Raw genomic sequence first — 15,365 nt, 5'->3', positions numbered from 1 at the left:
TGATCCGCCAGTTGGCAAATCATGATAGTCTCACCGAATTACTACTATTTATTTATAAAATATCGCAGGTTAACATAGAATGCTCTGCCTGGCTTTTGTAAGCTAAAATTATCGTAAACCTTTGCATTGGTGACGTTTTTAGCTTCAAGGCCAATATTATAGCGACTATCAGCCAAACTATACACGACATTGAAATCATGTGTAAACTGTTTTGGCACATACAATTTCTGTCCGCCTCTGCTTGGCCAATACAGATAAAACTCATGTACATATACCAAATTATATCCCGCATTCAGGGTGTTGCCTTTACTCATGAAGTCTTTGAAAATAACCGATGCATCTGCATGGCCAAAAAGGTATGGAATATTCGGCATTTGGTCATTATACAATGGGCTAATATTTGAGTAATTAGGTTCGTATTTCTGCTTGTTCTGCAAATATTGATAAGTAATCGAGCCTCCAAATGTCAACCAGTTCTTGTAAGAGTAACGTGCATCTGCATCAGCACCCCAGGTTTCGACCCCTTCTCTGTTATCGGCAACAAGCTTTGATTGATTGTTGTTCAAACGATTGTAGACAAAGTCGCTTGCATAGCGATAGATTAAATTGGCCCCTACAACAAAGCGGTGGTCCTCTTGTGCCGCAAAATTGTAGCTGGCTCCTAGATTCACATTGTGACTACTCTCCGGCTTCAACTTTGCATTAGCTTCCTGATTTTCGACATCTCCAAACATTTCATACGGTGTAGGCATACGATTTGTCCGTTCATAAGATGCTTTTATCTGTAAATTGGGCTTTACGTAATAGGCGGAGGCTAAACCATAGCCAAATCTATTATGTGTGGTATCTTGTGTGCCGCTCTTATTATTTTGCGTGATAAACTTACCAAAAACAGTCGTTGTCCAGACATCTTGAATACCATAAGTATAACCTAATCCTAGAATATTTTTATTTGTCTTTTGCGGGACTTCATACGCAGCATTCGTTGGATTCAATTCGTCTTTACCTTTGCGGTCGAATGTAGAAAAGACATTACTCAATGCGACGGAGTGGTGCTCACCCATTCTATAGTTCAGATTGGCTGTTGCAAGTCCTTCATTATTTTTATAAATATACCGTTGTCTAGCACGTTCGCCATTGGTTCCATTTGGCTTCGAAGTACCATACCAGTCATAGCGTACATTGACGGTGTCGATATTTTGCTCTTTACCCAAATTGTAATTAGCATTGACAATCAGGTCCAATCCCTTTACGATGTCCGTTTTTCTATATTTTAAGGTAGGCATTACCGTCGAACCACGACGGTGCCATTGTCCAAAAACAGAACGCATTCGTGCTCCTGTCTGAATTTCCTTATAATTTTGTCCCAAAATAACGCCTAACAATAGGCGGTCAGCAAAACTTTTGTCTACAAATCCCACTTGAGCAATAACGGATTCATTATGATATTTATCATGGAAGCGTTCGACAACAGCATTTTTTTCATAGGCACCGGTGTAGATATCTGCCGCTTCAACGGTCACCTTATAATTATTATCCGAATAGTTCTGGAAAGCGTTTAGCTGGAATGTAAGGCCGCTTTTAGATGTAGCCGCAGCATTTATAACCGTACGATGTGTATTGAATGATCCGTAACTATAAGATGCATCTACAAAGTTGCGAAAACGGTCAGCAGTCACAATATTGATTGCCCCTCCTAATGCATCTGAACCCAACCACATAGGCACCACACCTTTATACACCTCTATCCGGTCTGCAATATTGATTGGAATATTATTTATCTGGAAAGAAGACCCAAAGTTGTCCATAGGAATTCCGTCTACGAAGTAGCGCACGTGCTCTCCTGAAAAGCCATTGAGAGACAGGTTAAAATTCGAACCGACACCTCCTGATTCACGAACGCGGACACCTGCAACTTTGTCCAATGCTCCTGATATATCCAGCGTGGTATTATACAGTTTCGTCGCGTCAATTGCTGTCACATTATACGCTTGGCGATTGACTTCCTGAACTTTGGTAATTCCCAAAACCTCTACCTCATCGATGGTCTTATTTGATTTTTGTAAGGTGAAATTCTGCGTATTGACAATCCCGGGAGTTAGTCCGATATTTTTTGTAAAGGCTTGCGCTCCAATTGATGTTATCTGTATACTTACATTTTTTTGCTTGATATTCCTGACTTCAAACCCACCCTTATTATCCGAAATAGTCTTTTGGCCATCGACGTTGATAGTGGCTCCTGGTAAAGGTTGGTCTTCTAAATACACCATCCCTTTGAGTATAGTGGATTGTTGCTGCGCAAAACTTGATATTCCGCTGCACAGAAAGGCAAGTAATGCCCAAATTTTTATCTGTTGCATTTTTCTATTTTTACGTTAGAAAAGACATACGTAGTGTATGTAAGGTTGATTTAGTTATATGGATGTTATTTGTGTACCATCTAATCCCTGCTGATGGTATCAATTGTTCGCTTCACCACTGGATGTAGATTCGTCTCTTTTCGTAAACTTGTATAAGCTTAATCTTGTCTCTTGTGGCGAGTTGTTGATAAGTAAGTATGTCTATGGCATAGTTTCCTTTCCAAATAAATTTAAAATTTTGCTTTTATACCGCCTATTTCCATCCGTTCTGTCCGAAATTTCAGTTCTCACTCATATGTACCTGACATACGTTTCTATTCGCTACGTGTGAGTTTGACATCAGCCAGTAGATGCCTAGATAGGGTTGGCAAACACATGTTTATACGTAATCCTAAATCAAAATCACAGAGCCTAAGCGCTTCAAAGCTCAATTGTTTTATTTAGACTAATTACAAACAATGAGGCAAATATAGAAGATTATCTATTTAGATCCCCTAAAAATTTGAAAAAAGATGTGTATTTTTTTGAAGCGTATAGCTCGTTGCTGAAATTATGCCGCTGAGGAAGGTTGCTATTTATGCGGCTAAACATAGAAATGTAGGGTAATAAAATTGGCTCAAATCGAATTCTATTCGACTCCTGTTTTATAAGCAGCTCTATAACGAAAGGTTGCAATGACACAAATAGCACCTATTGCCTGCTATGGGATTAAGTTTTCTGTAATGACACAAATAAGGAACTCGAAACCGAAAGAAGGTTTCTATTCGTTCTCTTTCAATATTCGTAAAAAGTTAGCCCCCATTATCTTGGTCACATCCTCCTTACTATAACCTCGGTTGAGTAACGCTTCGGTCAAAAGTGGAAATTTACTGACGTCTTCCAATTCCCGCGGAGGTGATTCAATCCCATCATAGTCAGATCCTATAGCGACATGATCTATCCCCACCTTGCTCACCAAATAGTCAATATGCTCCAAGAGCTTAGACATAGGTGCATTGGCTTCGTGTTGTCTTTTTTGCGAAAGCTTTTCATACTGTCTTGTTGGTGACAGTGTGTAGTCTCCCTTCTTACCATACTGCTCGCGATATAGTCTTTTTACTCGATCATTGTATGTTGGATCCAAAAATCCAGAATAAAAATTAACCCCAATCACCCCGCCATTCTTTTTTAAAGCCGCAAGTTGCTCATCCTTCAAATTACGAGAATGCGGCATCAAAGCATAGGCATTACTATGTGACACCAGAATAGGCTTGGTAGAGGTCTCCAGAACATCGTAAAACGTCCGTTCGCCTCCATGCGATAGATCCACCATCATACCTAGTTCGTTCATTTTACGAATAATCTCCCTTCCATGGTCGCTCAGCCCTTTTCCTTTATCACTGGCGGTTTTGACTTCAATAGCTGCTGCCGTAGCCCAAGACAGATTATAATTCCAGGTCAACGTTAAGTACCGTGCTCCTCTGTCGTAAAGTTTTTCCAGATTGGCGATACTATTCTCGATCATATTGCCCCCTTCCACACCAATTAGTGCTACCATCTTCCCCTTACTCAAGATACGATGGATATCAGCACTGGTTTTAGCAAGCTCGATACGATTCGAATTTTTCTCAATCATCCGTTCAAGAGCATCAATTTGATCATTAGCATGTTTAAAGGCTCCCTTTTTCCACTTTTTGTCATCCGACCATACCGCAAACACCTGCACATCTACGCCCCCTTCTATTAGCCTCGGCAGATCGGTATGCCCTGTTGAAAGTCTACGACCAATATCTTTTCCTTTAAAAATAGATTCATAGATGACATCATTGTGCCCGTCGACAACAATTAGGTCCTGATGGAACTTTCTATAGTCCTGTGCTTGGGCAGGCCGTGAGATCGGAATAGCAAACGAGAGCAACAATATGCTATATATTGATTTATTCATGGTTAGTGCTTTTTAGATTCAGCGATAGTTTCATAGATTGCCTCTTGAATACGACTGCGGATATTCAAATCATACAATTTATTCGAAACCTGGGGGTGTACCCGATTGGACAGAAAGATATAGATGAGCTGATTCTCCGGATCGATCCAAATACAAGTGCCGGTGTAACCCGTATGCCCATACACAGATGCATTTACAAATTTTGAAGGGTATTCCTTTTTAAGATCTGGATCGCTACGATCAAAGCCCAATCCTCTCCGGCTAGTCTTCGATTGCTTAGAAGTAAAGAGATCGACAGTCTCTGGTTTAAAGTAGCGCGCCCCCCCATATTCTCCACGATTGAGCAACAACTGCGCGTATATCGCCAAGTCATTGGCCGTGGCAAATAGTCCAGCGTGGCCGGCCACGCCACCCGCCATTGCCGCTCCTTGATCATGTACATAACCTTGTAAGAGCACTTTCCGAAATGACGTATCATCTTCTGTGGGGATGATGCGATTTTTATCAAAGCGATCGCGAGGGAGATATCCAGCAGTTTTCATTCCGAGCGGTCTGTAAAAATTCCTTTGTACATATTCCTCCATCGGAATCCCAGTTTGGTGCTCGGATACCTCTTTCATGACATACATACTGATATCACTGTACACATAATTTCCAATTGGCTTCACTGGAGAACTGAGCATTTCCGGCCACATGACATCCCGATAATAATGATTGAGAATATAACAGCTGTCAGCAACTTTGACGCTATGGCTGGCGGAGTATGTGCGTTGTATATCCCCTGCTTTCAAATGTCTATAAAAAGGTATATAAGGCGTGAATCCTGCTTCATGAAGCATCACACTACGCAATGGGATATCTTTTTTGTCGGTCTGCTGTGCTTGATATAGGTAGTGACCAATAGTACTGTCCAAATCAATAATATGCTCTTCAGTCAGTCTCATGATGACAGGAGTAGTCCCCGCTATCTTACTGATAGAAGCTAGGTCAAAAATATTTCCAATCTCAGTGGGCTGTTCACGCGTATAAGTATGATATCCATATCCCTTCTCTAAGATTACCTGCCCATCCTTGACGACCATCACCACTGCTCCGGGAGTAGCCATTCCGGCTATGGCTTCGGCAGCAATGGCATCTATCTTTTTAGACATTTTATTGATGTTAAGCGAACTCCCTTGCCCACCAGCGTATTGAAGCCTTGTTTGATTGGTATTATACCCCGCCCCTTTAGCATAGTAGAAGCTATAGTTCTTCTCCAGTTTGGCTGTGCTTGCAAGTCCTCCGAATAGGGTCATAGCTGCGTTTTTTTGCGATTGCGTATCTGTATGTTCTCCAAAAATAATAGGAGACCCAAAATTATTTAGCTTGGACAGCCCTTGCCCATTTCCGAATAAGACCAAGATTACCTTTTTATTGTTTTTACGGACCTGCATCAATTGATGAATCAAGGGGTCGGTCAAATCAGCCTCGGTCAAAGCTACAACAACTGTATTCGCGTACTTGGCACTTTCATCTACCCTGTCTAGATTTTTCACTTCAAAATCCGCATATCGTCGTGCCTGCGACACAAAGTCGCCCATCTTGCCCAAATCGGCAGTGAGAAATACAAACTGATAGTCATCCAGTTTACCAAGAGGTACTATATCTTGTTGATTATTGAGTAGTACGGTATTGTTCACAAATGCTTGCTTATATTGCCCATGCGCATGTAGTATTGTCAACATACTGCATGCTGCCATCAATAATCTTAAAGGTCGGATATTCATGCTTGTGCTGTATTTAGGGTTTATAGCTATAAAAGTAATCAATATATTTTTCTTTTTCATGTAAATCTTTGTGTCAAATACGCAAAATAATGCACACATTTATCATTATTTCGAAATGAGTAAGACTCGCTAGCATTAAAAAATTTTGTCTAAGTTTGGGTAAATGCCGGAATTAATCGATAACAAACACATCTTCTCGCTACTGGAAGTGACCCGTAGTATCCAAAAGACTATAGCCGATCGTTATAAGAGTCTGTATTGGATTAAAGCAGAAATGAATAAGCTCAATCACTATTCACATTCTGGGCATTGTTACCCAGAACTCGTCGAGAAAAAGGATGGCAAAATAGTAGCGGAAATTAGATCAATACTCTGGAAGGCCGATTACAATCGCATCAATACAAATTTCCTTAAAACAGTACAAGAACCCCTTCGTGAAGGGATTACGATGCTCTTTCAAGCAGCAATTTCCTTTGACCCTATGTATGGGCTCAGTCTCAAAATCGTAGATATCGACCCTACATTTACTTTGGGAGAACTCGAAAAAGAGAAATTGGAAAGTATTCGAAAATTAAAAGACGAAGGGATATATGACGCGAACAAGGCACGTCCCTTTCCACTGGTCCCCAAACGATTGGCGATTATCTCGGTAGAGACAAGCAAAGGCCTGTCGGATTTTTACAACATCATCAATCACAATCCGTGGGGATATAGATTCGAATGTACCCTATACCCGGCTTTGTTGCAGGGTGACAAATCTATTCCCTCCATCATCCGGCAGCTCGGTATTATCGCTGAGCATATCGAGGAATATGATGTTGTGGCCATCATTAGAGGTGGTGGTGGAGAAGTTGGCCTCTCCAGCTATAACAATTACCTATTGGCAAAGGCAGTATCCTTATTTCCAAAGCCCATCTTAACAGGCATCGGTCATTCTACCAATATGACAGTAACGGAGATGGTTGCCTATAAAAGTGCCATTACGCCGAGTGAGCTTGCAGATTTTTTGATTCAAAAATTTCATAACTTTGCCATTCCATTGGACAAGGCTATCGGAAGTATACAAAATAGAAGCACTCAGCTATTTGAGCAACATCGCCAAAAGCTTTCCAAACATGCTTCGGAGATCAAATGGAACGCTCAACATGCCATTCAAAAGGCCAAAAATGATGTAAATGGCTTGGAGAGGAGTCTTCTGATTACGGTTCAGCAAAGTTTCAAGGAGCAACAAAATTCACTCGACCATACGGCCCGTGTATTGAGACTGGCAGATCCATTTCAACTCCTAAAGCGAGGATTTTCGATTACTAAGGTCAATGGAAAACTTGTTACTTCCATCTCAGACATCCAATCTGGAGACACCATTCAGACGATGCTTGACCAAGGTATGATAGAGAGTACAGTAGTAGATATTAAACAACAACAACATGGAACTGAACTATAGCTATACTGAAGCTTATAACGAATTACAACTAATCGTCCAAGATATCGAATCCGGAACGACTAACATCGACGAGCTATCCGACAAAATAAAAAGAGCGGCTAACCTTATCGAAATCTGTCGAGCTAAATTGACAGCAACCGAAGGAGAAGTCGCCAAGTTACTGGCCAATCTCGAGCCTCCTCAAGAGCAAGATACAGAAGAAGAATGATTATACTGATACGTACGCTTATGTAAAGATATTGTTGTCAACTTACTTTCCTCCATCAGAAACCCCATTAAATAGTTTTATTCCTTAAATTTGTTCAGCTGTTATTCACGAAGCAGATTGAATAACAGCAAGATAAGTCACCACCGCATGCAAGACATCGAAAAAAACAATCCTAAAACCCACATACTTATTAAAGGTGCCCGTGTCAATAATTTGAAGAATATTGACGTGAGTATTCCTAAAAACAAGCTAATTGTTATTACCGGCATGTCTGGATCCGGGAAGTCTTCTTTAGCTTTTGATACCTTATATGCCGAGGGACAACGTCGATATGTGGAGAGCTTGTCTTCATATGCCCGACAGTTTATGGGGCGAATGAATAAACCAGAAGTAGACTACATCAAGGGAATTGCGCCCGCTATTGCAATCGAGCAACGTGTTATCACGAGCAATCCAAGATCAACAGTAGGTACCTCTACCGAGATATATGACTACCTCAAACTTCTTTTTGCTCGAATAGGAAAAACTTTCTCTCCTATTTCTGGAAGAGAGGTAACCAAAGATACCGTGAGCAGTGTCGTCGACGAAATATCCACTTATCCAGAAGGAACTACACTCACGATCTTCTGTCCATTAATCCCTATAAATAATAGAAAACTAAAAGAAGAGCTATCTCTTCTTCTTCAGAAAGGATTTGTAAGGGTCAGATATAAAGAGCAGATGCAAAAAATAGAACAACTTATCGAAGACAAATCCGTCTCCAATAAATCGTTCAAAGAAGATGAAGTCCAAATCGTTATTGACCGCTTGAAACTCGATGGCGAAGAGGAGACCATCAGCAGATTGGCCGATTCCATACAGACTGCATTTTTCGAGGGAAAAGGCACCTGCACAGTCGATATCGAGGGTGATAATCACGTATTTTCAGATAAATTCGAATTAGACGGCATTACCTTTGAAGAACCTACCGCTAATTTCTTCAGTTTTAACAATCCATATGGCGCCTGTCGTAGATGTGAAGGATACGGCAAAGTAATCGGAATTGACCCCGACTTGGTTATTCCTGATAAGAGCAGATCTATATATGATGGGGCTATCGCACCATGGCGCGGGGAGAAAATGGGAGAATGGTTACAAGTTCTGGTTAAATCAGCTATTAAATTTGATTTTCCAATCCACCGCGCATATGGCGACTTGACGCCTCAGCAACAAGAATTGATCTGGGCGGGCAACAGCTATTTCAAGGGCCTAAATGAGTTCTTCCAAGAGCTAGAGGAGCAAACCTATAAGATCCAGTATCGTGTGATGCTCTCACGCTATAGAGGGAAGACTGACTGTCCAGAATGCAAAGGGTCCCGTCTTCGCAAAGATGCTACTTATGTAAAGGTCGCTGACACATCCATTACGGATCTCGTACTTCTCCCCTTGGATCAAGCCCTAACATTCTTTCAAGGACTATCGCTTACCAAAAATGAACAAATTATTGCAAAGCGATTGCTTGCAGAAATTACAAATAGATTGCAGTTTCTCTGTGATGTAGGGTTGAGCTATTTAACGCTGAATCGTCTCTCCAATACCCTGTCGGGAGGGGAGTCACAGCGAATCAATCTTGCGACTTCACTGGGAAGCTCTCTAGTGGGGTCTATCTATGTTTTGGATGAGCCCTCCATTGGTCTACATCCAAGGGATACCCAACGACTGATCAGTGTACTCAAGTCCCTAAGGGATGTGGGCAATACTGTGATTGTAGTAGAGCATGAGCAGGAGATGATGGAAGCAGCAGACTATCTTATCGATATTGGTCCTGAGGCGGGCATCAATGGAGGTGAACTTGTTTTTGCGGGCACCTATGAACAGATATTAAAAAACAAAAAAAGTCTTACTGGAGAATATTTAAGTGGAAGACAATCTATTGCCATTCCACAGCAACGTCGCAAATGGCACGATAGTATCAAAATCAACGGTGCACGTGAGAATAACCTGAAGGGGGTCGATGTAGCATTTCCTTTAAATGTATTCACGGTTGTATCGGGCGTTTCTGGCTCGGGAAAAACATCGCTTGTCAAAAGAATACTCTATCCGGCTGTACAAAAGGTGATTGGGAACTATTCTGGTGAACAAACTGGGATCTTTGATGGTATAGAGGGAGATATCTCCAAGATAGAACAAGTAGAAATGGTCGACCAAAATCCAATTGGTCGCTCCTCCAGATCTAATCCGGTGACCTATGTCAAAGCCTGGGATGAGGTCAGGGCACTGTATGCTAACTTACCTGCTGCTAAAGCCAATGGCCTTAAACCTGCCGCGTTTTCATTCAACGTAGAGGGTGGACGCTGCGACGTGTGTCAAGGAGAGGGAGAAGTAAAAATCGAGATGCAGTTTATGGCCGACATTGTACTGCCCTGTGAAGCGTGTGGAGGGAAACGTTTTAAGTCACATGTGCTCGATGTCCAGTATAAAGAAAAGAACGTATCGGACGTGCTAGATCTCAGCATCGAAGAAGCACTCCTATTCTTTGCCGATCAGCACAAGATTGCAGCTAGATTGCAACCGCTTCAAGACGTAGGGCTTGGGTACGTGAAACTAGGCCAATCTTCTAGTACGCTATCCGGTGGTGAAGCGCAACGTATCAAACTCGCATCATTCCTCATCAAGGGTAACAATAGCAAGAAGACCCTTTTTATCTTTGACGAACCGACGACGGGCCTTCACTTTAACGATATCAAAAAGCTTCTCAAGTCATTTGACGCACTAATTGCCCTGGGCAATAGCATCCTTGTAATAGAGCACAACATGGATATGATCAAGTGTGCAGACTGGGTAATCGATATCGGTCCGGAAGGAGGTAACAATGGCGGTCAACTCGTTTTTGCGGGTACCCCGGATGACTTGGCCAAATGTGCCGAATCCTACACTGGACAATATTTAAAGAACCATTTGAAATAAAAATAAATATAACATTATGAAGCTAAAAAGACTTTTTTTCTTAGCCGCAATTGGAGTGTTGGGACTAACTGCAAAAGCGCAAAATCAACCCGAGCGTCCCAAATTGGTCGTCGGATTGATGGTAGACCAAATGAGATGGGACTATCTTTATCGATTTGCCGAACGCTATGGAAATGAGGGATTTAAACGACTGTTAAAAGATGGCTTTACCTGCCAGAATACCTACATAAATTATATCCCAACGTACACCGCTATTGGCCACAGCTCCGTCTACACGGGTAGTGTGCCGTCTATCCATGGAATCGCGGGTAACGATTGGATAATGGAGCAAAGCGGTGAGCCGATGTATTGTACGCAAGACACAAGTGTAAGGGGTGTGGGTACTACAGCGAAAGAAGGAAAACAGTCTCCTCGCAACCTATTGACGTCAACGATTACAGATCAGCTTCGCCTAGCTTCCAACTTCAAGTCAAAGGTCATTGGTATCGCATTGAAAGACCGCGGAGGTATACTCCCCGCAGGACACTTTGCCAATGCTGCCTATTGGTTTGAAAGCAAGTCAGGCAATTGGATTACGAGCAATTTCTATATGGACCAATTACCGAAATGGGTAGACGATTTCAACAAAAAGAAATTAGCGGATAAATATCTAAAGCAAGACTGGAATACATTGTATGACATATCCACTTATACCTCCAGTATAGCAGATGATAATGTGTACGAAGGCAAATGGGCTGGAGAAGATAAACCTGCTTTTCCGCATTTGACGTCCAAACTAATGAAAGACGAAGGGTATGAGCTAATCAAGACGACACCTTTCGGGAATCAACTTACCTTGGATCTGGCTAAAGCTGCCATTGATAACGAGCACATGGGTAATAATCCGACCAAAAATACGGATTTCCTTTGCGTCAGTTTATCTGCAACAGATTATGTCGGTCACCGCTACTCATTGACCTCGGTGGAGATCGAAGACATCTATCTACGCCTAGATCAACAATTGGCAGATTTCTTTGCTTACCTTGACAAAAGTGTGGGTACGGGCAATTATACATTGTTCCTAACAGCCGATCACGGAGCATCATACAACTCTAGGTACTTCATGGATATGAAAGGCAATGGCGGTTATTTCTTTGAGCGTCAGGTGATGAAAGACCTAGACCAAGCACTGTCAGATAAATTTGGTGTCAGCAAGTTGGTCCGTAGCTTGGAAAATTATCAAGTACACCTCAATTATTCCTTGATTGAAAAATCCAATCTAGAAGAAAGAAAGATAAAAGACGAAATCATAAAAGTATTGAAGAAAGAAGAAGGAATAGCCTATGTTGTTGATGTAGAAAATGGAGACAATATGGCTATACCGCAACCCTTACGAGAGCGTATCATCAACGGATACAATGCTAAGAGAAGCGGGCCAATACAGATTGTGTTAGAGCCACAATGGTATGGAGGCACACCTCGATCTACAGGTACTACCCACGGTACGTGGTCACCATACGACTCCCACATCCCATTAGTCTTCATGGGTTGGGGAATCAAGCCAGGAGCATCTAACAAGGTGGTGCACATCACAGATATCGCACCTACGATTGCTTCTTTGCTACACATTACTGAACCAAATGGAAATATTGGCAAGCCAATTGTCGAAGTTTTGGGTCAATAATGTCAATATGAGAGAAATCGAAATTAATTTGCTTATTTTTGAGGTTTATTAATGGAGTTAATATATGCTTTCTAAGAAAACAAAATACGCAATAAAGGCACTGATGGTGTTGGGTCGCAACTACGGAAAAGAGCCGATGCAAATTGTAAAAATTGCTGATGAAGAGAATATTCCAAAGAAATTCTTGGAGCAAATTTTATTAGAAATGCGCAATGCTGGCATCCTATACAGCAAAAAAGGAGCCGGTGGCGGATATAGTCTCAATAAATCTCCAGAGGACGTCTATCTTTCGCAGGTAATGCGCCTCATTGATGGGCCAATCGCACTGCTCCCTTGTGTGAGCCTTAACTTTTATCGCTCTTGTGATGAGTGTACCGAGGAACACGCCTGCGGAATTCGCGATACTTTCATTGATGTTCGCAATGCGATGCTACAAATCTTAAACGATACCAGTATAGCCAATCTCATCAATAAAGAAAAACAATTGAATCTGGATGTAACCGAATAAGTTATTTTTGATAGACAAAACATGAAGGCGTGAGGACATTTCCTCACGCCTTTTTGCTTTTAACGGTTTTTAACGTTCCCTTAACAATTAAAAGGATAACAATCTTGTAGTTTTAACAGAAATAGACAACCTAACATGACTTCAGCATGCAAATTTCTTACAAGCAATTTGTCTTTATCGTTTTATCGCTCTGTATAATGCCTTATTGTGGAGCTCAAATAAAGATTTACGGAACCATTCACACCCATCAGCACACACCACTGGCATCTGCCGTGATTATGCTCTCCAAAACAACAAGCCCCAATGAACTAGTGACGGCTTCATCATCCGATGATAAAGGGAGGTTTGACCTATCTGTAGCCAAAGGGGAATACCGTTTATCAATTACTTTTCTAAATGAAAAATTATATGAAACAGTTGTCAAGAGTGATACAAATGTTGAGCTAGGGACCATCGTATTGGAGAAAGACGGGCAGTCAAAGGAACTCGAAGAGGTCGAGATTCGAAAGTATAAACCAACGGTCGCTTTTAAAAATGGGAAACTGGAGTTCATGCCTAACACCGTAGAGACGGGTTCGATTTTGGAAATCATGAAGATCGCTCCAACCGTACAAATGCAAGAAGAAGCAATCAACCTTTTAGGGAAAAGTGGAACAGAAATTCGGATTAATGGCCGCAAAATTCACATGAGCGGAGCGCAGCTTACGTCATACCTCGCTTCCCTATCGGCAAATACACTCGAAAAACTCGAAATCATCCACAGCCCTGGTGCTGAGTATGATGCCGACACAAGAGGAGGAGTCATCAATATTGTACTTAAAGAGTTAAAGGAAAAAGGAATCAACGCCTCAACTCATGTCACGCAATCCAAGTCCAAATATGCCAACACTGCAATTGGCGGAAATTTCAACATGCTTGCTGGCAAATGGCAGACGTGGGGATCCTTCGGATTGGCAAAAGGTAAAAATTGGACCTATGGCACAAATGATATTTTTTATTCATCTGGACTATGGCAAGACAAAAATGAACAAATCACCCACGAGAAGAGCCTCTCGGCAACTGGCGGTTTAGAGTATGTTCCTGATTCCAATAATGCACTAAATGTCTCGTTCTCCTATTACAAAGGTCCGTCAACCGCCTCAGAGTATAATCAATCCTTCATCTACAACCTACAGCATGCTCTGGACTCTACACTCTTGACTACCGGGACCAACCCTCAAGATTATCGTCACCTTTCTTCTAATCTCAACTATGTGCACACGTTTGGAAAAAGTAATAACAAGTTGACCTTTGATTTTGCACAGGTATCCACCCAATTTGATAGACAACAAGATTTCAGTAATATGACCTTGGGTGCAACCGCACCCTCCACCGCACAACGCTTTTACTCGGGCAATAATCAAAATCTAACAATTAAAACTGCTAATTTGGCAATGGACATGCCGAATAAATGGTTAAATATCGTTGTAGGTGGAAAAATCATCTTCAATAAGAACAAAAATGAAACCTCTTTTTTCCAGCTTTTAAACAATGTTTGGAATCGCAACGAAGAGAAATTTGACAACTTTCAGTACAAAGAACAGATACAAGCCGTGTATCTACAGGGAAATAAAGCTGTGGGAAAATGGGACTTCCGAGGCGGAGTTCGCCTAGAAAGTACACAAACCGAAGGCAATAGTCTCACGAATACGCTCATCACCAAGAAAAGCTATACCCAACTTTTCCCATCCATCAGTGCGTCCTTCAACAAGGATGATAACAATACACTCAATTTGTCTTATGGAAAAAAAATCCAACGTCCAGAGTTTTCTTGGGTCAACCCTTTCGCGTGGTATACCAATGCATACGAGTACTCCCATGGCAACCCCTCACTCCAGCCCTATTTCAATCATGATTTGACTTTCACCTATATTTTTAAGCAAAAATGGACCTTCTACGCCAACTATTACACGGCACGCGATATCTACGCTGAATACATGAAGATTGATACCGCGACGGGACATCGAGAAAGTCGAGTGGACAATTTTGTGCATCAGGATATCGTGAGCATATATGCTGGCACAAACTTCAACTTATGGGACAGATGGAAATTATCCCCCGAAATCTCGCTTTCAGCAAGTAGAAGAGGGTCGAATTTAGCCCTTATTGATGATACTAGCGGCATCCAGGTTAACTCCGGGATCCACAGTCAAATCCAAATCCTCCCTAATAATAAATTGATTTTATCTTTAAATTCTTCCTATAGCTCGCCTAGTAATGCAAGTGTATTGGAGACCAAGCGTCGATTTGTGCAACACGCTGGGATTACCTACCAAGCCGTTAAAGATACCTTACAGATATCGCTCAATGGGAACGACCTTTTCAAGTCTGGTGCATTTCAATATGATGCTTACGTCAACAATATCCGTCGCTCACGATATAAATACTCCAATAGCCAACAAATCAGTATGACCTTGCGCTACAATTTTAAAAAGGGAAAGAAACGAGAAATAAACCGCTCCAACGCCAATGATGATGAGTTGAGACGAGCGGGGTAAGGAAACAAA

9 protein-coding genes are annotated in these 15,365 nt (G+C 41.6%); 6 read left to right on the top strand and 3 right to left on the bottom strand.

Annotation, left to right across the window (positions count from 1 at the left end; translation table 11 throughout):
* Positions 1-44: 44 nt before the first annotated feature.
* From OQ289_RS00450 to OQ289_RS00440, 3 genes are all read right to left on the bottom strand, one after another.
* On the bottom strand, positions 45-2,360 hold the full coding sequence (locus OQ289_RS00450; protein WP_270088921.1) for a TonB-dependent receptor domain-containing protein: 2,316 nt from the start codon (positions 2,358-2,360) through the stop codon (positions 45-47).
* Positions 2,361-3,120: 760 nt separating this feature from the next.
* Positions 3,121-4,284, bottom strand: coding sequence for a dipeptidase (locus OQ289_RS00445; RefSeq protein WP_270088920.1), 1,164 nt, complete (start codon positions 4,282-4,284; stop codon positions 3,121-3,123).
* Between the two features lie 2 nt (positions 4,285-4,286).
* Positions 4,287-6,110: a serine hydrolase domain-containing protein gene (locus OQ289_RS00440; RefSeq protein WP_270088919.1), complete on the bottom strand. Its 1,824-nt coding sequence runs from the start codon at positions 6,108-6,110 to the stop codon at positions 4,287-4,289.
* 103 nt (positions 6,111-6,213) lie between these two features.
* On the opposite strand from OQ289_RS00440, the gene xseA reads away from it, so the two are divergent.
* The 6 genes from xseA to OQ289_RS00410 all read left to right on the top strand — a co-directional run bounded on the left by xseA (position 6,214) and on the right by OQ289_RS00410 (position 15,356).
* On the top strand, positions 6,214-7,494 hold the full coding sequence (xseA, locus tag OQ289_RS00435; protein WP_270088918.1) for an exodeoxyribonuclease VII large subunit: 1,281 nt from the start codon (positions 6,214-6,216) through the stop codon (positions 7,492-7,494).
* Positions 7,478-7,702, top strand: a complete 225-nt coding sequence (gene xseB / locus OQ289_RS00430; RefSeq protein WP_270088917.1) for an exodeoxyribonuclease VII small subunit — start codon at positions 7,478-7,480, stop codon at positions 7,700-7,702. The genes xseA and xseB overlap by 17 nt, the downstream gene beginning before the upstream one ends.
* Before the next feature lie 147 nt (positions 7,703-7,849).
* A complete protein-coding gene (gene uvrA / locus OQ289_RS00425) occupies positions 7,850-10,648 on the top strand; it encodes an excinuclease ABC subunit UvrA (RefSeq protein WP_270088916.1) in 2,799 nt (932 codons plus the stop codon).
* Positions 10,649-10,664: 16 nt separating this feature from the next.
* A complete protein-coding gene (gene pafA, locus OQ289_RS00420) occupies positions 10,665-12,311 on the top strand; it encodes an alkaline phosphatase PafA (protein WP_270088915.1) in 1,647 nt (548 codons plus the stop codon).
* Between the two features lie 64 nt (positions 12,312-12,375).
* Positions 12,376-12,819 (top strand): RrF2 family transcriptional regulator, encoded by a 444-nt coding sequence (locus OQ289_RS00415; RefSeq protein ID WP_033563769.1) that lies wholly within the window; start codon positions 12,376-12,378, stop codon positions 12,817-12,819.
* A 146-nt stretch (positions 12,820-12,965) separates the two neighbouring features.
* The gene (locus OQ289_RS00410; protein WP_270088914.1) at positions 12,966-15,356 is read left to right on the top strand and encodes a TonB-dependent receptor domain-containing protein; all 2,391 of its coding nucleotides are present in this window, start codon (positions 12,966-12,968) and stop codon (positions 15,354-15,356) included.
* Positions 15,357-15,365: the final 9 nt, after the last annotated feature.

The sequence above is a fragment of the Sphingobacterium sp. SYP-B4668 genome (assembly GCF_027627455.1).
Taxonomy (GTDB): Bacteria; Bacteroidota; Bacteroidia; order Sphingobacteriales; family Sphingobacteriaceae; genus Sphingobacterium.
Note: the sequence above shows the minus strand (reverse complement) of the source record. Positions and strands in the feature narration are given on the sequence as shown.